The 21,761-nt window shown below is 49.4% G+C and carries 18 protein-coding genes; 2 read left to right on the top strand and 16 right to left on the bottom strand.

The window, feature by feature from the left end; genetic code table 11:
* Positions 1-27: 27 nt before the first annotated feature.
* The gene (locus OIR97_RS13560; protein WP_169542802.1) at positions 28-549 is read right to left on the bottom strand and encodes a DUF1127 domain-containing protein; all 522 of its coding nucleotides are present in this window, start codon (positions 547-549) and stop codon (positions 28-30) included.
* Between the two features lie 46 nt (positions 550-595).
* Positions 596-880, bottom strand: coding sequence for a hypothetical protein (locus OIR97_RS13565; protein ID WP_169542803.1), 285 nt, complete (start codon positions 878-880; stop codon positions 596-598).
* Between the two features lie 193 nt (positions 881-1,073).
* On the opposite strand from OIR97_RS13565, the gene OIR97_RS13570 reads away from it, so the two are divergent.
* Entirely contained in the window at positions 1,074-3,095 is a 2,022-nt protein-coding gene (locus OIR97_RS13570; protein ID WP_219821510.1) for an aminopeptidase P family protein, read from the top strand.
* Positions 3,096-3,103: 8 nt separating this feature from the next.
* Here OIR97_RS13570 and ligA read toward each other — a convergent pair whose 3' ends face one another.
* Genes ligA through OIR97_RS13585 form a run of 3 tightly spaced genes read right to left on the bottom strand, consistent with a single transcriptional unit; the run spans position 3,104 to position 7,716 of the window.
* Positions 3,104-5,209, bottom strand: a complete 2,106-nt coding sequence (gene ligA, locus OIR97_RS13575; RefSeq protein ID WP_169542804.1) for an NAD-dependent DNA ligase LigA — start codon at positions 5,207-5,209, stop codon at positions 3,104-3,106.
* A 6-nt stretch (positions 5,210-5,215) separates the two neighbouring features.
* Positions 5,216-6,877 carry a DNA repair protein RecN gene (gene recN / locus OIR97_RS13580; RefSeq protein ID WP_169542805.1) on the bottom strand — a complete coding sequence of 554 codons (1,662 nt, stop codon included), beginning with the start codon at positions 6,875-6,877 and terminating at the stop codon, positions 5,216-5,218.
* 11 nt (positions 6,878-6,888) lie between these two features.
* Positions 6,889-7,716, bottom strand: a complete 828-nt coding sequence (locus OIR97_RS13585) for an outer membrane protein assembly factor BamD (RefSeq protein WP_169542806.1) — start codon at positions 7,714-7,716, stop codon at positions 6,889-6,891.
* 374 nt (positions 7,717-8,090) lie between these two features.
* Here OIR97_RS13585 and OIR97_RS13590 point away from each other — a divergent pair, with 374 nt between their 5' ends.
* On the top strand, positions 8,091-8,477 hold the full coding sequence (locus OIR97_RS13590) for a helix-turn-helix domain-containing protein (protein WP_169542807.1): 387 nt from the start codon (positions 8,091-8,093) through the stop codon (positions 8,475-8,477).
* A gap of 74 nt (positions 8,478-8,551) precedes the next feature.
* Here OIR97_RS13590 and lpxC read toward each other — a convergent pair whose 3' ends face one another.
* The 11 genes from lpxC to mraY all read right to left on the bottom strand — a co-directional run bounded on the left by lpxC (position 8,552) and on the right by mraY (position 21,760).
* Positions 8,552-9,487: a UDP-3-O-acyl-N-acetylglucosamine deacetylase gene (gene lpxC / locus OIR97_RS13595; protein ID WP_219821511.1), complete on the bottom strand. Its 936-nt coding sequence runs from the start codon at positions 9,485-9,487 to the stop codon at positions 8,552-8,554.
* A gap of 191 nt (positions 9,488-9,678) precedes the next feature.
* Complete coding sequence (ftsZ, locus tag OIR97_RS13600; RefSeq protein WP_169542808.1) at positions 9,679-11,361, bottom strand: cell division protein FtsZ; 1,683 nt, start codon at positions 11,359-11,361, stop codon at positions 9,679-9,681.
* Between the two features lie 109 nt (positions 11,362-11,470).
* Positions 11,471-12,712: a cell division protein FtsA gene (gene ftsA / locus OIR97_RS13605; RefSeq protein WP_169542809.1), complete on the bottom strand. Its 1,242-nt coding sequence runs from the start codon at positions 12,710-12,712 to the stop codon at positions 11,471-11,473.
* Between the two features lie 5 nt (positions 12,713-12,717).
* Entirely contained in the window at positions 12,718-13,758 is a 1,041-nt protein-coding gene (locus tag OIR97_RS13610; protein WP_169542810.1) for a cell division protein FtsQ/DivIB, read from the bottom strand.
* Positions 13,746-14,657 (bottom strand): D-alanine--D-alanine ligase, encoded by a 912-nt coding sequence (locus tag OIR97_RS13615; protein WP_169542811.1) that lies wholly within the window; start codon positions 14,655-14,657, stop codon positions 13,746-13,748. The genes OIR97_RS13610 and OIR97_RS13615 overlap by 13 nt, the downstream gene beginning before the upstream one ends.
* Complete coding sequence (gene murB, locus OIR97_RS13620) at positions 14,654-15,613, bottom strand: UDP-N-acetylmuramate dehydrogenase (protein ID WP_219821513.1); 960 nt, start codon at positions 15,611-15,613, stop codon at positions 14,654-14,656. The genes OIR97_RS13615 and murB overlap by 4 nt, the downstream gene beginning before the upstream one ends.
* The gene (gene murC / locus OIR97_RS13625) at positions 15,610-17,034 is read right to left on the bottom strand and encodes a UDP-N-acetylmuramate--L-alanine ligase (RefSeq protein WP_169542812.1); all 1,425 of its coding nucleotides are present in this window, start codon (positions 17,032-17,034) and stop codon (positions 15,610-15,612) included. Before murC ends, murB begins: the two co-directional genes overlap by 4 nt.
* A complete protein-coding gene (gene murG, locus OIR97_RS13630; RefSeq protein WP_169542813.1) occupies positions 17,031-18,176 on the bottom strand; it encodes an undecaprenyldiphospho-muramoylpentapeptide beta-N-acetylglucosaminyltransferase in 1,146 nt (381 codons plus the stop codon). The genes murC and murG overlap by 4 nt, the downstream gene beginning before the upstream one ends.
* Positions 18,176-19,297, bottom strand: coding sequence for a putative lipid II flippase FtsW (gene ftsW / locus OIR97_RS13635; RefSeq protein WP_169542814.1), 1,122 nt, complete (start codon positions 19,295-19,297; stop codon positions 18,176-18,178). The genes murG and ftsW overlap by 1 nt, the downstream gene beginning before the upstream one ends.
* The gene (gene murD / locus OIR97_RS13640) at positions 19,294-20,667 is read right to left on the bottom strand and encodes a UDP-N-acetylmuramoyl-L-alanine--D-glutamate ligase (RefSeq protein WP_169542815.1); all 1,374 of its coding nucleotides are present in this window, start codon (positions 20,665-20,667) and stop codon (positions 19,294-19,296) included. The genes ftsW and murD overlap by 4 nt, the downstream gene beginning before the upstream one ends.
* 4 nt (positions 20,668-20,671) lie before the next feature.
* Positions 20,672-21,760, bottom strand: a complete 1,089-nt coding sequence (gene mraY, locus OIR97_RS13645) for a phospho-N-acetylmuramoyl-pentapeptide-transferase (RefSeq protein WP_169542816.1) — start codon at positions 21,758-21,760, stop codon at positions 20,672-20,674.
* Position 21,761: the final 1 nt, after the last annotated feature.

Genomic DNA, 21,761 nt, shown 5'->3' on the forward strand with positions numbered 1-21,761 from the left:
TTTTTGGTCACTTGGGCTTTTGCGTCGTTAGCTAACCTGGCGACCGTCGTTTCTTTTGGCTGTGTTATCGTTAGCCAATGGCACTTTGCCGGAGACAGCTGCGGCAACATCACCCCGTGTCAGCCCAATGTCACTTAGTTGACGGGCATCCATTGCCATCAATTGAGCAAAACCATTGCGGTGGTCGCGCCACTGCGCATAACGGCTTGCAAGAGAAGCAACAACGCCAGAGACTTTTTTCAGCAAACCGCCGTTGGACACCTGCTTACCATAAATCACTTGATCGATTTCAGCGCGGGTAATTCCGATATCACGGAGTTCCCGATTGCTCATACCGCGAAGAATAGAAGCTGCTTTGCTGTTTTCACGTCTTGTCCAAATTGCAGCGCTCAATTTTTCAGAAACTGCCGAGATCATGATCCGCAAATGTTCACTTCTCTGACGGTGCGCTTTCGCAATCAACGTATCCACATCAATCATGTTATTGTTTGCAGATACTGGGTTTAATAAAGCAAGAGCTTCAATGTCTTTGTTTGTAAAGCTAATCATTTTTCATCTCCAACACACATCGCCACTCGGTCCGGGCGCGGTGAAATCAGGCAATTTTGCCGTTAAATAATTCCTGCTGGTTTTCATTCGCAGCAGCGTCAATATTCCGAAGTTCGCTTTTTACAGCTTGCTCAATTGTTGTGCGGTCCAGATCAACTTCCACGTTCCCCGTTGAGGGCTGTGTTGTCTCTGCCGAATTGTTCATATGGAAAAACGTCTTGAGCAGTGCCCAAAGTCCAGATTTAGTCTTAGTCTGAGAATCCTGAGCGACAAAATCGAAGCCATACTGCAGGTGCAGGGCTTGACCGTATTTTTCATTCCGACTAAACATTTTTTTCTCCATACCAAACTTACGTGATGGATCTTATATTGCACCGCACACAATAAAAAACAATACCTTAAAGGCCAAATTTGACCGCTAAGATCGAAATGGTGCATTGCAAAAAATGCATAGCTTGGATTGTATTCCCCGTGCAGATAAGCCATATTCCATGAGTAAATGATTGGAATTTCAGGGAAAGCCGGTGTCGGAACAGACTATGACAGCCTATTCAAAACTAGAGCAGTATATACAGGACAACAGGCGCGATTTAGATTTCGCCTCTCTTATTTCTTCCTTAAAAGCAGCGGCAGCCGCACCAGACCGGCCGGACAATGACCGTGTCTTCTCGCATCTTGTTGGAGAACTCAACGATGATTTTCAGGATCTGATGCGTCAGGTCCGCAATGAATTCCGTCAAAATATTCAAGCCACCATTCTGTCACCGGAAGATACCGCAGACCGCTTGGAACGATTGCGAGAAGCATTATCCCAGCAAGGGGTCGACGGTTTCCTGGTTCCTTTAAGTGATGAGTTCCATGGAGAAGCCGCACCAGCGGCATCAGAAAGATTGAAATGGCTAACCGGTTTTACTGGATCCGCCGGAATGGCGGCTGTCTTAAAAGACAAAGCCGCTATCTTTGTGGATGGTCGTTATACCTTGCAGGTACGTCAAGAGGTTGATACCGCCTTGTTCACACCTCGTCATGTCTCTGACGAGCCTTTAACAGAATGGCTCTCCGAGAACTTACAACCCGGTGACATATTAGCGTTTGATCCCTGGCTTCATACCGAGACCAATGCCAATGCCCTAAAGGCATTAGCCCAGAAGCTCGATATAACGGTCAAAGAGATAACCCAAAATCCCATCGACACAATTTGGGAAGACAGGCCGAAAGAACCTTTGGCGCTTGTTGTTCCGCACCCTGACGAATATTCAGGTCTTTCCTCGGCGAAGAAACGTGAAGAACTTGCCCAAACTCTCAAGGCGAACGGTCAGGATGCGGCCATTCATACCCTACCAGATGTGTCTGCGTGGTTGCTGAATATCAGGGGCGCTGACCTTCCCAGCACACCGTTCCCGCTTGGCTTCTCTATCTCGCATAGGGACAGTACGGTTGATTACTTCATTTCTCAGGAAAAGGTATCTGATGATTTACAAGGCCATCTTGGTAATGCCGTGCGCCTTCATGATCGGGCTGAATTTGGGAACGCCCTTACGGCATTAAAGGGCAAAAATGTACAGATTGATCCAAGTTCTACCAGTCAATGGATTGCGTCCGCCCTTATCAAAGCGGGAGCTCATATTCACCGAGCAGATGATCCTTGCATGTTGCCGAAAGCTATCAAGAACGCAACTGAGCTTGAGGGTACGCGAAACGCGCATATTAGGGATGGCGCAGCGATCGCTAAATTTCTTCATTGGTTATCAGTAGAGGCCCCCACCGGTACGATTGACGAATTGAAGGCCGAAGCGAAACTAAGATCTTTCCGTGAGGAAGGGGACCTCTTCAAGGATTTGAGCTTCTCGACGATTTCAGGGGCCGGACCAAATGGTGCGATTGTTCACTACCGGGCGACAAAAGCGAGTAATAGACCGCTTGAAAACGGTAATCTTTATTTGGTGGATAGTGGCGGTCAATATCTTGACGGAACCACCGATATAACAAGAACGATTGCTGTTGGTTCACCGTCAAAAGAAATGATGAACCGCTTTACACTGGTCTTGAAGGGTCATATTGCGCTGGCTCAAGCCATTTTTCCAACGGGTACGACCGGTAGTCAACTGGACGCACTCGCCCGACTGCCCTTATGGTCGCAAGGACTGGACTATGACCACGGAACAGGGCATGGGGTTGGAAGTTATCTCTCTGTACATGAGGGTCCGCAGCGCATTTCAAAAATGCCAAACACCGTAGCGCTTCAACCGGGCATGATTTTATCGAACGAGCCCGGATACTATAAAACCAACGCGTATGGCATACGGATTGAAAATCTGGTTGCTGTCCAGCCGGCTCCTGAATTGAAAGGCGCAGAACGCAACATGCTGGCCTTTGAAACACTGACTTTCGCGCCAATAGACAAACATCTGATTGACCAAACTCTATTGACTGACACTGAAAAAGCCTGGCTGAACACTTATCACCAAAATGTCTGGGACAAGATTTCACCGCTGGTTGACGGCGACGTTAAGCGCTGGCTGAAAACCGCAACCGAGACCCTGTAATCTTTCGCCTAACCGCCGATCAGGTCCAGCCATTCCTGTTCGGTTACAACAGCGACACCAAGGTCTTCGGCTTTTTTAAGCTTAGATCCGGCCTTGGCCCCCGCCACCACATAGTCTGTTTTGGCGGACACAGATCCGCTGACTTTAGCGCCGAGCCCCTCTGCCTTGACCTTGGCTTCTGCACGGGTCATTAGCTCCAATGAGCCGGTAAAAACGACGGTTTTTCCAGCAACCGGGCTATCGTTGGACGGTGCTTCAAAATCAATAACGACTAATTGGTTTTGCAGCGCCTTCAGAATTTCACGGTTCTTTTCTTCTGTGAAGAACTCTTTGACCGCATCTGCTACGGCCGCACCGATCCCATCAATGTTTAATAAATCCACATAGACTTTTCCAGGATCCGCCTGTTCAGCAGAAAAGGCGTTTAGAAGATTTTCCAGAGTGAGATAATTTTTTGCGAGAAGCCGGGCGTTTCCTTGCCCGACATGACGAATACCCAACGCGAAAATAAACCGGTCCAGCTCTATCTCTCTGCGTTGATTGATCGCCTCAAATAGATTTTTAACGGCCTTTTCCCCGAAGCCTTCAAGATTTTTAATTTTTTGCAGCCGTGTCTTGTCAGCCTCTTCAAGGGCAAAGATATCAACGGGACTTTTCACCCAACCCAACGTAAAGAAAAGCTCTATTTGTTTTGCCCCCAAGCCATCGATATCAAACGCATTTCGAGAGACGAAATGTTTCAGACGCTCCATCGCTTGTGCGTCACATATAAGACCGCCGGTACAGCGACGAACCACATCCACTTTGCCCGAAAGCGCATTTACTTCTCGCACAGCATGGCTACCGCATACGGGACAAACAGTCGGATATTGGAACGGCTCGCTGGTACTTTCATCCCGTTTGTCGACCTGCACTTCAACGACTTGTGGAATAACATCACCGGCGCGTTGTATGACAACCGTATCACCAATTCTGATGTCTTTACGTTCTATTTCTTCTTCATTATGGAGCGTGGCGTTAGAAACAACCACTCCGCCAACGCTGACAGGCGCCAGACGGGCGACAGGTGTCAACGCACCCGTGCGCCCGACTTGTATTTCAATATCCTTTACAAGCGTTGTCGCCTTTTCCGCCGGGAATTTATGGGCAATGGCCCAGCGAGGGCTACGGCTGACAAAGCCAAGCCTGCTTTGCCAATCCAAACGGTTTACCTTAAACACCACGCCGTCAATGTCGTAGTCCAGAGTTGCCCTCAGTTCTTCGATTTTACGGTAGGCGTCTATGGCCTCTTCCATATTGTGACACACCTTGGACAACGGATTGACAGAAAACCCCCATTGAGAAAACTGCTCTAGCACTTCCGATTGTGTCAGCCCCGGAACCTCCGACGCGTCCCCCCAGGCATAGGCAAACAATCTTAGTTTCCGGGATGCGGTAATCTTTTTATCCAGTTGCCGAAGCGACCCCGCCGCGGCGTTACGAGGATTTGCGAATATCTTTTGGCCCGCTTTCGCCTGATTTTCATTCAATATCTGAAAATCAGAAATAGACATATAAACTTCGCCGCGCACTTCAAAAACGTCTGGATGCAGGTTTTTGTCGCCCTTCAGACGCAGTGGAAGATCCTGTAATGTTTTCAGATTCTCCGTTATATCCTCGCCTTCCTGACCATCACCGCGCGTTGCTCCCTGCACAAATCGCGCATTTTCATAGCGTAAGGACGCCGAAAGTCCGTCAATTTTAGGTTCCGCGAAAAAGGCAACATCTTCTGTATGTGGCAGCCCTAAAAACCGCCGAACGCGCCCCTCGAATTCTCGTAAATCCTCACTATTGAAGGCATTGTCCAAAGAAAGCATTGGTACGGAATGGCGAACCTTGCCGAACCCTTTCGCAGGTGCGGCCCCAACCCGTTGAGTAGGGCTTTCATCACTCACAAGTTCAGGAAAAGCGACTTCGATTTCCTGAAGCTTCCTGAACAGTACATCATATTCAGCGTCGTCAACCCTCGGCGCGTCTTCCTGATAATAGGCCGCACTGAGGGCTTTCAGTGTTTCTGACAACTCTCTATGTTCTTCCGCCGCTTCTTCAAGTGACAGGTTCGAGGCATCCTGCATCGTGCCTTATCCTTCCATCAAACTTTTGGCTGCTGCCCTTGCTTCACTTGTGACAGTGGCTCCGGACAACATGCGCGCAATCTCCTCAGCACGTTGTGTCTCATCCAATCGATCAACTGACGTTCTGGTTGATCCGTCGGAGCCCGATTTTCGGATATTCCAATGGGCGGCGCCAGCCGCTGCAACTTGAGGTGAATGTGTTATAACCAACACCTGCAATTCATCGGATAAACGTGACAGCCGCTCCCCCACAGCATCGGCTGTTGCTCCGCCAACACCGCGATCTACTTCATCAAAAACCAACGTAGGCGCAGATCCTGAACGCGCAAGAACGACCTTCAAGGCGAGCATAAAGCGAGATAATTCACCGCCAGATGCAATTTTAATCAAGGGCCCGGGCAAACTTCCCGGGTTGGTCGCGATTTGAAACTCCACCCGATCCATACCGGCAGACGACCAGTTTTCTTCCGGCAATTCAAAAACAAGGGACTCAAACCGGGCGCTTCCCAGCTTCAAAGGCTCTAGCTCCGCCATCACCGCCTTATCCATCCGCTTCGCAGCTTTGATCCGTTTCTCTCGCAAATTGGACGCTGCGGCAATGAACGCTTCCCGGGCTTGTCGGGATAATTCTGTCAGACGAACGATTTCGGCATCCCCATGCTCGACCGCCTCCAATCGTTCTTGAAAGGCCTTCTGTACGACCGGGAGCTGAGACACTTCGCATTTATGCTTTCTCGCGGCGGCCCGTAGCGCAAAAAGCCGTTCTTCTACATGCTCAAGCCCTGAAGGGTCGATCTCAAGGTCCCGTCCGACCGTATCGATAATCATGGCCGCTTCCGCCATTTCAATCGCCGCACGTTCCAAGCCGTCCAATACTGGATCCAGCTTGCCCGCTGACTTTTCCACAACCCGTTCAATTGCCCGTGTCGCAGTTCTGATTTTTCCTTCGACGCCACCATGTTCGTTCAGTGCTTTTTCAGCGTCCTTAAGGGCGTCTGCAATTTTCTCGGCATGCATCAGTTCGGACCGTGCTTCCGCCAATTCTTCTTCCTCACCCTCGCGGGGCGAAAGTTCCTCCAGCTCGGCGACAACGTGGCGCAAGTATTCTTCATCTACTTTTGCCTGATTTACAGCCTCGATTGCCTCCTGAAGTGCCGTGTTTGCGGCATGCATGTCACCATAAAGGCTTGATACGTTTTTCCGTACATTGTCCAGTTGACCGTATAGATCGAGGATTTTCCGATGTCCTCGCGCATCCAGAAGCCCACGCTCGGCATTTTGCCCATGGATTTCGACCAGTTGTTCGCCCACCGCCTTCAGTAACGAGGCACTTACGGATTGATCATTGATGCTGGCCCGGTTTCGGCCATCGGCGCTGATGATCCGACGAAGAACCAAAGCGTCTCCATGATCAATATCAAGATCCGTGAGCAACTCAAAAACTGGATGATTACCGGGTAACAGGAACTCAGCGCTCACCGTTCCTTTTTCCTCTCCAGCCCTGATGAGGCCCGTATCGGCGCGACTGCCGAGTGCCAACGCCAGACTATCGAGGAGGATTGATTTACCTGCACCTGTTTCACCCGTTAGAACGCACAACCCTTCTTCAAACGACAAATCCAGCTTGTCGATAAGGACGATGTTGCGAATATTAAGGGAGGAAAGCATCTGCTACGGATTTAAAAAACGGATTTCCAGGCTTTGGTAATCCAGGAATCTTCCTTTACCTCCGGCCTGAGATAATTGTCGTCAAGTAACGCATAGCTATCCTGATACCATTCGCTTCCGGGAAAGTTATATCCCAAAACTGCAGCGGCTGTTTTTGCCTCGTCTTCAATTCCAAGCGACAAATAAGCTTCTGTAATCCTGTGTAAAGCTTCGGGAACATGCGACGTTGTCTGATACCGTTCAACAACCTGACGGAACCGGTTGATCGCCGCGATGTATTTATTAGTCTTCAAATAATAACGACCAATCTCCATCTCTTTACCCGCAAGGTGATCCAGTGTCAGGTCAATCTTCAGCTGTGCATCCCGCGCATATTCTGTATTTGGAAAACGACGGACCAATGTTTGCAAAGCATCCAATGCCTGTCGTGTCACTTTCTGATCCCGGCCCACACCTGTAATCTGTTCATAATAGGAAATGGCGATAAGATAGTAAGCATAAGGGACATCTTTGTTGCCTGGATGCAGTTCAATAAACCGTTCAGCCGCAAGAATAGCCTGATCGTATTTATTACTCTGATAATAGGCAAATGACGACATCACCTGCGCTTTACTGGACCAGATAGAATACGGATGCTGCCGCTCCACCTCATCAAACCCTTTTGCAGCCGCTGCATATTCTTCATTATTCAGGGCAGCCAAGGCTTCGTTATACAGTTTCTGAACAGGCTGTTCCTGATAGGTATCCACCTCATCAGAACTACACCCACCCAGCAATACGATCGCTGTTGCGCCAATTATCAACGCATTGCGAACTGTCGAATTCAAAAATTTGACCATACCCACTTTCCAGGCTTTGGAAGAAAATTAGCGCCATTTTAGACAATATCAAACCGGATGGAAAGCGATGCTTCATCTTTTCTAAAGACGTGAAACAGATTCACGATAATTCAATCTTAATGGGCCTAAAAATAAAATGATATCAGAATTAACTTTTATAATACAGAATGTTAGCTTAGGTAGAATTTTAGTAGATTTTCTTTTTACAGTCCGTGTGCTACATTACCAATAAGGGTAATTAGTATTTTCTGATCTTCTTCTGATAAGAAGTGATCCAAAGGATTGGAATTTGCGCCGTTCCCCTTACCCTTTTTATCGAAGTAGTAGTAATTTGGGTGGTCCAGACGCCCAAAGAAAGAGAAAGGTACCAGCTTATGAGCAAACTCGCAAAACGAGTTGACGATCACGTGGGCGAACGCATCAGGGAAAGAAGAACCATGATGGGCCTAACTCAGGAACATCTAGCCCAAGCGCTTGAAATTTCCTATCAGCAGGTGCAGAAATATGAAACTGGCGCGAACCGCGTTAGTGCCGGAAGACTGTACGAGATCGCACAACGACTAGAAGTAGACGTTGCATTCTTTTTTGAACAGCTCGAACCCCTCACAACAAGCTCCCCCCTTGAACATGGTGGCAAGAACCGCTCAACAATTGAATTGGTGCGTAATTATGGTGAAATCAATGAACCTGCGGTACGCTCTGCTGTCAGCGGCTTGATAAAAAGCCTGGCCGGCAAAGAACGCAAGAGGAAATCAGCCTGACGTCAGTCAGCCTCCATTAAAAAAGGCACGGTCATCAACCGTGCCTTTTTTTTGCATTAGTAATACTTGGTAATTCAGGCTGTTGCAGGCGCCGCAGCTTGCTGCATTGGCCAATGAGCCCCGCCTATTGTAGACGCTCTCACTGGAGCTTCGGTCGTATAGCACCAGGCACGATCATCTGCCAGAAACGCATGCAGCAATTTATTGTTAAGCGCATGACCCGACCGATATCCATGGAACTGCCCGATAATTGGAGAGCCCGCCAAATACAGATCACCAATTGCATCCAAAGCCTTATGACGAACAAATTCGTCATTATACCGCAAGCCCTCTTCATTCAGAATGTCTTGACCGCTCAATACAATTGCGTTTTCTAAAGAGCCGCCTTTCGCCAATCCCATTTCTTTCAATTGTTCAAGTTCACTTAAAAAACCAAAAGTCCGTGCCCGGCTCAGTTCGTTCTTAAAGGTGCCATTGCGCAAATTGAAACTGCAATTCTGTTTACCGATACGTTGATTGTCAAAGTCAATCTCGAAGGCAACTGACACATTATCGCCGGGAGACAAAACCGCCCGTGCATCCCCTTCAGTGACGCTGACTTCCTTCAAAACCTTGATAAACCGGCGGGGTGCAGCAAGATCTACAATGTCTGCACATTCGATCAGAAAAACAAACGGTGCGGAGGAGCCATCCATCACTGGAACTTCAGAGCCGTTCAGCTCGACAATTGCATTATCAACACCTGTGCCGGAAAACGCTGCCATCAAATGCTCAATGGTTGCCACTTTGACACCCGCGTCATTTTGAATGGTTGTGCACATTATGAGATCAGAGACCATATTATAGCGCGCAGGGATAACCGCCACCTCTTCAGCAACATCTGTACGCTTGAAAACGATACCAGTATTGGCGGGCGCGGGCTTGATCGTCATGTTAATCAGCTCACCGCTATGAACACCAACGCCTGTGCAGCTTATATTATTCCGTAAGGTCTTCTGATAAGTCACCATAATATTGTGGCTTTTCCTGCTAATTTTCGACAGCTTATTTCTACTTAATTTGCTGGAGCAAGACAAATCACTCTTTGTTACTAAATATTTCCTGATTGAAACAAAAGAATTTCAGCAGGTCACCAGCACAAAAAAACCGGAAGCACAGACATGCTTCCGGTTTTAAAATTCAGGGCAAATCCCGTTTATGCTTAGTTGGCCTGACGGCGCAAGAAAGCAGGAATATCAAGAAGGTCTTCATCTTCTTTCTTTTGCTCAATTCGAACAGAAGGAGAAAGCGCTTCCTGCCTCACTGTCTCTTCAACCGGCTTGGAGGGTTGAGACGCAACAGGTTCCTGCTTTGCCTGTGCCGCGGCCTGCTCTTCTCTTGCCGCGCGCTCAGCCTCAGCTTTACGATTTACACGACCCACCCCTGTCATACGCTCAAACAGACTTGGCCCCTTGCGTTTACGGCGTGGCTCGGAAGCCTCTTCAGCACTTCGACGCGCGTCAGGATTAATTAAATCCTCTTGACGCTTTTCAACCTTGATCACCGGCGGTGCTTTAAACGGTGCGTTATGTCCGTCTGCATTTTGACTGACAGCATCGCTCTCTTCCATTTCCACATCGATGCCGGCCAAAAGGTCAGGCTCAGTATCCAATGCAAGACTGCTCTCTGAAACAAGACCCTCGACAGATCCTGCGTGCAGGTCAGAAGAAACATTGTCTGCATCCGCACTCATCATTGGGTGACCGGCAGACGCACTATCCGGAACAATTGCACCAAATCCGGATGACGCGAAATTTTCAGCGTTCTGCGCAGGTGTCGGCGCTGGTGAAGAATTGCTACCGCCCCAGCCTGTCCGCTTGGTATCGCCAGACACTTTCAGCAAAGATGTGACATTTGGTGCCACTGGCTGCATCTGCTCAGCCGCATCAATTCCGGTTGCCACGACGGAAACACGCATGGTGCCTTCCATGTCTTTGTCAAAAGTAGAACCAACAATAATATTGGCTTCCGGATCGACTTCACTGCGGATCCGGTTCGCAGCTTCATCCAATTCATAAAGCGTCAAATCCATACCACCCGTGATATTGATCAGAACGCCACGCGCTCCCTTCATGGAAACATCATCCAGAAGCGGGTTGGAAATAGCGGCTTCAGCGGCTTCAATGGCCCGGTTTTCGCCTTCAGCTTCACCAGTTCCCATCATCGCCTTACCCATTTCGCTCATAACGGTGTTGACGTCCGCAAAATCAAGATTGATAAGCCCAGGCATAACCATCAGGTCAGTGACGCCCCGAACGCCTGAATGCAGAACATCATCGGCCATGTTAAAAGCATCAGCGAAAGTGGTTTTTTCGTTAGCAATACGGAATAGGTTCTGATTGGGGATAATAATCAGGGTATCAACATACTGCTGCAATTCTTCGATACCAGCTTCGGCAATCCGCATACGGTGATTGCCTTCAAACTGAAATGGCTTGGTAACCACGCCAACGGTCAAAATACCGAGTTCACGCGCCGCTTTTGCGACAATCGGGCCCGCGCCTGTTCCGGTACCACCGCCCATTCCGGCAGTGATAAAGCACATGTGACAGCCTTTCAGATGCGAGACGATTTCGTCGATCGCTTCTTCCGCGGCCTCTGCGCCAACCTGTGGCTTGGAACCAGCACCCAATCCTTCTGTAAGCTCAGCTCCCAGTTGAATTCGGTCTTTCGCCAAATTTTGTTTTAAAGCCTGCGCATCCGTGTTGGCAACGACGAATTCCACCCCTTGAAGTTCGGAATTGATCATATTGTTTACGGCATTGCCACCGGCACCGCCGACACCCAACACTAGGATTTTTGGCTTCAGTTCTGTTTGGTCTGGTACTGACAAATTAATCCCCACAGTACTACCCTCCTTCTCCAAGCAACCTGATAGTTAATTAATACCAAATATTGTGGGTAATGGAACCCTACTTCTTACATATTGATGATTTTTGATCATTTTTTTTCATTTAAAAATTCTCTTTAAACCAATTTCCGATTCGCAAAAGGCGGTTTTTCGGGGTTTTATCACCGATTAACAGGTTTGCGTGATCGTCAAAATTTTCTTTCACCGCAAAGGATAAAAGTCCCGCGGCAGTTGCAAACGCTGGACCACCAGTTGCATCGGCTAGTGACTTAACACGCATAGGTTTACCCATGCGGACTTGTTTATCCAATATTCGACTTGCCAGCTCCTGCACTCCTGCCAGTTGAGAGCCGCCTCCGACCAACACTGCACGTCGTCCAGCGACCTTTTCAAATCCGGATTGGGAGAGCCGATCTCTGACAAGTTCAAGAATTTCTTCAATTCTGGGCTTGATAATACCGACCAACATGGAGCGGGGAACATGGTTCGCAACTTCATGATCCGCTTCACCAATCAACGGCACATCAATCAACTCTTTTTCATCAGCAGGACTGGAAATCGCACTACCATAAAGAGTCTTCATGCGTTCCGCATTGCTGAGGGTCGTGGAAAGTCCGCGGGCAATATCATTACTAACATGCGCACTTCCGACCGGGATAACCTCATTGAAAACCATTTCACCATCGTAAAAAACGGCGAACGATGTCGAACCACCACCAAGATCAATTACCGTAACCCCAAGATCCATTTCATCCTGAACCAGACTGGCAAGTCCCGACGCATAGGGTGCAGACACCACTTTCGCCACACTCAAGTGACAGCGCTCCACGCAATTGATCATATTGCGATACTGGCTGTTCAGGATGGAAACCATATGCATGCTGACGCCAAGATTTTCACCATACATTCCGCGCGGATCTCGTATACCCCGGTTTCCATCAACATTGTAACCGACAGGCAGCGCATGGATCACAGTCCGGTTTTCCGGGTTATAACTCGCCTTTGCCTCTTTTAGCGTTCTTTGCAAATCCCGCTCGCCTATTTCCTGACCGGCAAGCGACATTTCAACTTCGACTGTCTGAGAGGCCGGCTGGCCAGCAGAAACGCTCAAATACACTTCCCGAATGGTTTCCCCAGCCATTCGCTCGGCAGCATCCACAGCAGATCGAATGGACTCCTCAGCCATCTCCATATTGGTAATACTGCCGGCCCTCAATCCACGGGCGACCTGATGACCAATACCTTTCACACGAAGACCCGAGGTTTCTTCAACCGCCACAAAACAACAAATTTTTGTTGTTCCTATATCCAGTGCCGCTAAAGGCCCATTTCGTCCAGCTGCCATTGCCCTTATGTTTCCTTGCCTGCATTCGCTGCCACACGGCGGAAATCTGCATCATCCGATTTCAGTCGCACATACATTTTCTGGGCCGATCTCATATCAATCGATAAAACCGCCTTGTTCAAGATGGCCTCCTCATCATGCATCCGGGCCAAACGCTGCCAGGCCTGTGCGGCGTGCTCCTCAGGGAGAAAAACCGAGACACCGTTATCAAACTCCAGGTTCCAACGACGACCGCGGATCCGGACCGCATTTTGCAAACGGGTAAATAATTCAGGAGATCCCGCCAGAACATCGAACAGCGCTGCGGCATCCATATTCGCATCTTTCCCCACGACCTTTGGCAAATACCGGAATTCTTTACTGTCCCGCGTTGACACCACAGCCCCTTTTCGATCAATAACCACCGTTTTATTATTCGATTGCCAACGGGCAAAGGGGCGCCTTTCCGTTACACGAATAAACACTTCATCAGGAAAACGCCGCATTACTGAGGCATGCTCAACCCAGCCAAGGCTTTCAACCCGGCGCCGGGCCTCTTCGGGATTAAAGGTTAGAATATTGTCGCCACGAACAACGCCCAGCGCCTTCATCATGTCGCGCGTTGACGTTCTTTCGCGCCCGGCAACAGTCACTTCCTGCACCGTCAAGCCAGACGATGTCACCAATGCGTTCGTTGTTTCAGAGATCCATGCTGTCGTTCTGTCTATGACGGAATTCTGAACGATATAGTATCCCAGACCGCCAATGGGAAGCGTGACTGTAAGAATTAACAGCGCCGGAACACCATATTTTCGGAGTCCATTCGGTGCCCCCCTTCGTTTTCCTTTGCGCCCCTGTTTTGGCGTCTTCCGACTCATGGAAAGCAGACTTACCGACAGATTGCGAAGGCCTGCAAAGAAACGACCAACAGGGTGGAAAACGGAGAAGAACGACGGTGAAGAAGCCGTCTTTTTCCGTTGCTTTTTAGGCCCTGCAGTTTTCTTTTTACGCACTTTGGGCGGCACCTTAACCGGCCGGTCCTGCGCGGAAACCTTTATCTCTCGCATGACGCATCCTCTACCATCCAACGAACCAGTTCTTCAAAAGAAATACCCATATGCGCGGCAATTTCAGGAACCAGACTTAATTCGGTCATTCCCGGCTGGGTATTCGTTTCAAGAATATAGAAATCCCCTTGCCCATCCCCGTTCAGATCATCCAGTCGAAAGTCCGACCTGCTAACCCCTTTGCATCCCAAAACCTGATGGGCCGTCACAGCCATTTGAAGAACTTCGTTATACCGATCCTGAGGCAATGGTGCAGGCATTAAATGTTCTGCTTTTCCGGCCGTATATTTGGCTTCATAATCGTAAAACCGCCCGAGAGGCTTGATTTCGACTGCCCCCAAAGCCTGATCTCCCATGACCGCAACCTGAATTTCCCGCCCCGGAATGTAGGTTTCAATCAGAACTTCATTCCCAAATGTCCACGGAATATCTTGTAAGGTTCGGTTTTCATTATCCAGAATAATGGTAACACCGACACTAGACCCTTCATTTAATGGCTTGATAACAAAAGGCTTTTCATAATCTGCGCCGTCCAAAACCTCTTTTCGCGTAACAATCCGGCCTTCTGCACATCGAAGACCTGCCGCTTCAAAAAGCGTTTTCGCCTTTGGCTTATCCATGGCAATTGCAGAGGCCATTACACCGGAATGCGTATACGGAATACCCAGGACTTCAAGAACTCCCTGAACGGTTCCATCCTCGCCATAACGACCATGCAAGGCATTGAAACAAACGTCAGGCGCCATCATTTCCAGAACAGACGCAATATTCCGTTCTACATCAATTGGGATCACCTCATATCCACACCGTTCAAGCGCAGCGGCGCAGGCGCGCCCACTATCCAAAGAAACTTCCCGTTCAGCGGACCACCCGCCCATTAAAACAGCTACTTTTTTCATGAACGGTCCTCTTTTTCATTGATCATCGCACCCGTCTCTTTTTCACCCAGGCGCACAATCTCCCATCGCAGCAGCGTGTCGAATTCCTTGAAGACCCGGCGGCGGGCTTCTTCGGCAACGCTTTCGATATCAGCAGCCGTTGCCCCGCCGTTATTGATCAGGAAATTACAGTGCTTTTCTGAAATCTGCGCCGCCCCCTTCGACAAACCACGCGCACCGACAGCATCGATCAACTCCCATGCCTTCTTACCCGGTGGATTGGCAAAGGTGGATCCACCTGTTCGACTTCTGACAGGTTGGCTATCTTCACGGCTTTTGGCAATTTCTGCCATTTTCCGGGAAATACTCGACACTTCTCCCGCGGACAGTTTAAAAACGGCTTCTGTAAAGATCCAGTCGCAGGGCAATTCGCAGTGACGGTATGAAAAACCGAAATCTTCCGCCGACACCTCATGTCGGATACCCTGACGATCATACGCGGTTGCTGATACCAGAATATCACTTATTTCATTACCATATGCGCCCGCATTCATTCGCAGAGCCCCACCAATACTTCCCGGAATACCACTCAGGAATTCCGCCTCGGTTAATCCCTTTTCTTCTGCATAGCGCGCCACCTGTAAATCACTTGCCCCGGCGCCAACACGCAACAGGTTCTCACCGATCTGTTCAATCTTGGAAAATTCACGCCCCAGCCGGATCACAACACCCCGAAAACCACTATCGCGAACCAACAGGTTCGACCCAACACCAAGAACAAAAACCGGGATATCTTCAGATGTACTTTTCAGAAAACCGGCCAAATCAGTTTCGTCAGCGGGCTTGAACAAAACATCCGCCGGACCGCCTACCTGAAACCAGGTAACCTTACTCAAAGGCACATCTCTTTTAATCCGCCCTTTTACCTCAGGCAGTGCCTCCGCCAATGATTGTATGTTCACAGCCATTGGGTTCATTCTGCCTCCTCTATATCCTGACGGGCAGCAAGTTCAGAGGGCAATTTGTTTGCCCACAAAGAAATTGACCCGGCACCAAGACAAACGACAACATCACCACTGTTCGTTTCTTCGCGCACCATATCGGCAAGATGTTCCGGCCCTTCCAATGCCAGGACCCTGCGGTGACCGCGTGTTTTCAGTCCTTCTACATAACTATCCTGACTGATGCCTTCCAATGGCTCTTCACCGGCCGCGTAAATATCTGCCACGATGACAACATCAGCATCATTGAAACAGGTGCAGAAATCTTCAAAAAGATCCTTCAAACGGGAATATCGGTGCGGCTGAACCACGGCAATAATTTTACCCGTATAGGCCTGGCGGGCCGCATTCAAAACAGATGAAATCTCGACGGGGTGATGTCCGTAATCATCGATAATCGTGACACCGTCAACCTCGCCCGTTTTCGTAAATCGGCGTTTCACACCGCTGAATTCGCGCAGTGATTTTTTGAGAGTAACCTCGTCAAATCCCATTTCATGGCCCACAGCCACAGCCGCCATGGCATTTTGAACGTTATGCGCGCCGGGCATCGGCAGCTCGAACCCTTTCATAACACGGGCGTTGCCACCTGCCCGGTCACTGATGGATACGCTAAACCTTGCGCCGCCAGCTTCATAGCGAACGTCAACCGCCCGATAATCAGCCTGCGGAGACAAGCCATAACTAATCAGTCGACGATCGGAAACCCTTCCGATTAACGCCTGGACCTCGGGATGATCAATACACAAGGCGGCAAATCCATAGAACGGGATATTTTCAACAAACGTAAGAAAGGCATCTCTTACGCCGTCAAAATCACCATAAAAATCGAGATGTTCCGGATCAATATTGGTAACGATGGCGATAGTGGCTGGAAGTTTTACAAAACTACCATCAGACTCGTCCGCTTCAACAACCATCCAGTCGCCTTTTCCAAGGCGCGCATTTGTACCATATGCATTAATAATACCGCCATTGATAACCGTCGGTTCCATTTTCGCTGTATCAAGCATCCCTGCAAGCAAGGAAGTTGTTGTTGTTTTTCCGTGGGTACCGCCAACAGCAATGGCCCAGCGAAGACGCATGAGTTCTGCCAGCATTTCCGCACGGCGGACAACCGGAATAAGGTTCGCCCGCGCTTCCTTGACTTCAGGGTTGTCGCTTTTAACCGCTGACGAAATAACAACAACGCGGCTTTCTCCGAGATTCTCTTCGCGGTGCCCAATAGACACCTTGATCCCCAGCGCCTCAAGACGCTCAACATTCGGGTTACGGGACAGGTCGGACCCTTGGACGCTATAACCAAGATTGTGCATCACTTCTGCAATGCCGCTCATTCCAATTCCGCCGATACCAACGAAATGCACCAGGCCAATATCAAGGGGAAGCGCTCTCATGCCGCGACCTTTCCGTTCGAGCGAGAGGTCCCGCTTTTAGTCGATTTGTTTAATTTTGCTACCATGTCTGCCAATTTCTGCGCGGCGTTAATTTCGCCAAGTTGGGCAGATGCTCTTGCCATACAGGTCAGTTTGTCCGGATGGCTGAAAAGATCCTCTAAATGACCTTTTAGCGAGGTCACAGAAAACTCATCCTGAAGGATCAATCGGGCGGCCCCTTTTGCAACTTCATTCTCAGCATTTTTAAGCTGATGGTTATCCATTGCAAACTTGTAGGGCACCAAAATCGCGGGCCGACCAGACACCGTAAGTTCAGCAATTGTGGAAGCCCCAGAGCGGGTAATCGCCAGATGACAGTCGTTTAGTAATTCAGGAACATTATCAAAAAAGGCCGCGAGGGTCGTTGTCACTGATGTTTTCTGATAGGCCGCCTCGACACGGGCAAGATCTTCTGGCCGGCATTGCTGAATGACATGAAGCCGTGATTGCAAACTGTCTGGAAGATCAGCGATCGCCGCTGGTACAACATCTGAAAGCACTGTCGCCCCTTGACTGCCGCCCAGGATCAAAAGCTTGATCGGATCTTTGACGGTGGGTTCAGCGTATCCGCGCCCATGCAATGCAATAATTTCCTGGCGAACCGGATTTCCTGTAAAACTCATTTTTGAGGCAATCTCACGCGCACCGCTTTCTGTATGATGGAACGATGTCGCAATCTTCTTCGCCATACCGGACAGCAACCGGTTGACCCGGCCAAGGACAGCATTTTGCTCGTGCAAGATCAATGGCACACCCAAAAAGGATGCCGCTGCAGCGGGGGGCATGGATGGGTACCCACCGAAACCTACAACCACGTCCGGCTTTAACTTTCTTAGAATAAAAATCGATTGAAGCGTTCCAAGCAACAGCTTGAACCCTGCCACCAGCTTGCCCAACACGCCTCCAACAGAGGGGGACGCTGAAGTGACAGGCACAATCTTAACCCCGGGGAAAAGCTGTTCGTATTTTTCGCCCCGCTGATCAGTCATCAGTGTAACGTCCATATTGCGGGAGATTAACTCCTCGGCGAGCGCGCGCGCAGGGAAGATATGTCCACCGGTTCCGCCACTGGCCAGAACGATATGTTTGCGTTTTTCAGTCATTACACATCACCTGAACCCACACGGCGCCGGCTGAATGCCAGCAACATTCCCATCAGAAACGCCAATGCCAGCATGGAGGAACCGCCATAAGAAATAAAAGGTAGGGTCATGCCTTTCGTTGGCATCAGACGAAGGTTCACCCCCATATTGATAATAGCCTGCAATCCAAACTGCGTTAGCAACCCGGCCGCGGCCAACACGACGAAGAAGTTTTTCTCGGCGAGCAGCCGGCTTAAGCCTCTCAGAATGACAAAAGCAAACAGTGCAACAAGAACCAGACAGAATAGAACGCCGAACTCTTCACCAACCACGGCAAAAATAAAGTCTGTATGCGCATCAGGAAGAACCGTTTTCACCGATCCGTCCCCGGGCCCCACTCCAAAAAAACCGCCCGTTTGAAAGGCTTCCATTGCGCGCTCGATTTGATAATTTCCGCCGCCAGAAGGGTCCATAAAACGATCAACGCGGCTGGCAACATGTGGAAACAGGGTATAGGCCATTGCGGCACTGACTATGCCGATGCCAAGGAACATGACAACCCAGATAATTGGCAGGCCTGCGAGAAAGAACTGTGCAAACCAGACCGCTGAAATAACCAGCGTCATCCCGACATCCGGTTGGGCGAGCAGCAAGCCGACAACCATAACGAAAAGCCCCATCGAGATCAGGTTGCCAGGAATTTCGTCGCTTTTACGTTGCTGAGCAAACATCCAGGCAGCAACGACCGCAAAGGAAGGCTTTAAAAACTCGGTAGGTTGCAATGTAAAACTTCCAAAATGCAGCCAGCGCTTTGCGCCTTTCACTTCTGGGCCAACCAGCAAAGTCGCCACTGTCAGCAGAACACAAACGCCGAAAACAATAACCGCAAGCCGTCTCACCCATAAGGGGGACATCAAGGAAATTGAAAAAATAATGCCAATGGCCACAGGCAGATAAAAGAACTGACGTTTCACAAAGTGAAAACTATCCAGACCGATACGTTCGGCCACTGCCGGACTGGCAGCCAGCACCATCATTCCGCCCATTGCGAGCAACAGGCCCACGGCCAGCAACGTCCAACGATCGACAGTCCACCACCACCGACCAACAACCGATCTATCCAGCCGCGTAAATGTCGTCATGAACGCTCCCCTTCCACCAAAGTGCGAAACGCATCACCGCGCGCTTCGAAGCTTGGAAACTGATCGAAACTGGCCGTCGCGGGAGATAACAGGATCACGCATTCCTCATCAAAGGCCTTGGCATCGGACAATGCCGACTGGAAAGCGGCTTTCAACTCTTTACATTTTTCAAGCTTTACATGCCCCGCCAAGGTGGTTTCAAACTGGTCCGCGCATTCACCAATCAGATAGGCTTTTTGAATTCTGGAAAAATAGGGAGAAAGGCTCTCAATCCCTCCCGATTTTGCACGTCCGCCGCAAATCCAGAAGATATTCTCAAATGACGACAATGCCTTTTCCGCAGCTTCCGCATTGGTGGCTTTCGAGTCATTTACAAATCGAATTTTTCCTTTTTTGTCGATCTGTTCCATCCGATGGACCAGGCCGCCAAAACTTCGCAAGCCTTTTTCAATCTGCTCATTATCCAGCCCCAAGGAACGAACAACACTAACAGCCGCCGCTGCGTTCTGCCAGTTGTGGACACCTCTCAAGCTATCGACATTGCTTATATCAATGGACCAGCCCATGCCCCGTTCAGTCTTATCCGTCAAAATACCGTTCAGCACATAAATGCCGGTTTGCAAAGGACGTTTGGTTGAAATGGGAAGCACACGCTGAGCACCATTTTTAAGGATATCCTCTGCCATGAGCTGGCAGAACGGATCATCTGAATTTATGACCGCCACTCCCTCTGAGGTCTGTTTCTGGAAAATACGCTGTTTGACAGACGCGTAGTGCTGAATATCGCCATGCCGATCAAGATGATCCGGCGTAACATTCAGAATAACCGCAATATCGGCCTGCCATGAAGGTGTCAGATCCAGTTGATAGGAAGATAATTCAAGAACATAGACCCCGTCTTGCCCCAACTGCGGCAAATCCATAACCGGCGTACCAATATTTCCGCCCATTGCAGTCTCGCAATTATTCACAGCCAGGATATGATTGATCAGCGCGGTTGTTGTTGATTTACCATTGGTTCCTGTAATTCCAACAACTCTACCCGCCTCTTTTTCCTGCATAAATATTTCCACATCGCCGACGATTGGAATGTGGTTCTTCTGGGCTTTTTTAACAACAGGGTGGGGTTCAGGATGCGTCAGGGGAACACCAGGACTCAGAACCAGGGCATCGACAGAAGACGTTTCAGTGCCACCGAAGTTCTGAACAGAAAGGCCCATTTCCTGAGCCGCACTCCGCCGTCCTTCATTATCATCCCAAACAAAGACACGCGCCTGTCCCTCTTGCAACCGCAAAGCTGTTGCAAATCCGCTTTTACCAAGACCAAAAACGGCTATTTCTTTATTTTCAAACGCGTGACTTTTCATCATTCCTTTATCTCAGTTTCAACGACGCGAGGCCGATCAATGCCAGGATCACGGCAATAATCCAGAACCGAATAACGATTGTGGGTTCAGCCCAACCTTTCTTTTCATAGTGATGATGCAAGGGTGCCATCCTGAAAACACGTTTCCCTGTTAATTTGAACGAGGCAACCTGAACAATCACTGACACGGTTTCCAGAACGAACAAACCACCAATAACCGCAAGAACAATCTCATGCCGGGTTACAACGCTGATCGCGCCTAAGGCGCCCCCCATCGCAAGAGATCCCGTGTCCCCCATAAAGACCATCGCCGGCGGGGCGTTAAACCACAGAAACCCAAGGCCCGCACCGATCAAGGCACCGCAAAAAACGAGCAATTCTCCCGCTCCCGGCACCGTCCTGATCTGCAGATAATCTGAGAAAACCGTATTACCCACCAGATAGGCAATCAGACCAAACGAGGTTCCAGCAATCATGACCGGCACAATGGCAAGACCGTCCAGCCCGTCTGTTAAATTAACAGCATTGGACGCACCGACCATAACCAGCATGCCAAAAGGGATATAAAACCAGCCCAGATCAATCAGGACGTTCTTCAGGAAGGGAATGGTCAACCCCATCGCAATATCGGGATTACTTGTTTTAACAATCCACATCGTTGCAGCAAACGAAATGAGGATCTCCATCAATAGTTTGACTTTACCGGGGACGCCTTTTGGATTGTGCCGACTAACCTTCAGATAGTCATCGGCAAAACCAATTGCGCCGAACCCTAACGTCACCAGCAAAACCGACCAAACATAGGCATTTGTCAAATCGGCCCACAAAAGTGTAGCAGTACCAAGCGCAAGCAGAATCAAAAAGCCGCCCATCGTTGGTGTGCCCTGCTTTGCAATAATATGGGACTCTGGTCCATCATCCCGGATGGGTTGTCCTCTATGCTGCTTGCTTTTCAGCCAGTTAATGACCATTGGCCCGAAGATGAAACTGATCATCAGGGCAGTCATAATGGCGCCGCCAGTCCGAAATGTCAGATACCGGAACAGATTAAAAATTGCGAAGTCGTCTGCTAATGGATAAAGAAAATTATATAACATC

The sequence above is a fragment of the Sneathiella aquimaris genome (assembly GCF_026409565.1).
GTDB lineage: Bacteria > Pseudomonadota > Alphaproteobacteria > Sneathiellales > Sneathiellaceae > Sneathiella > Sneathiella aquimaris.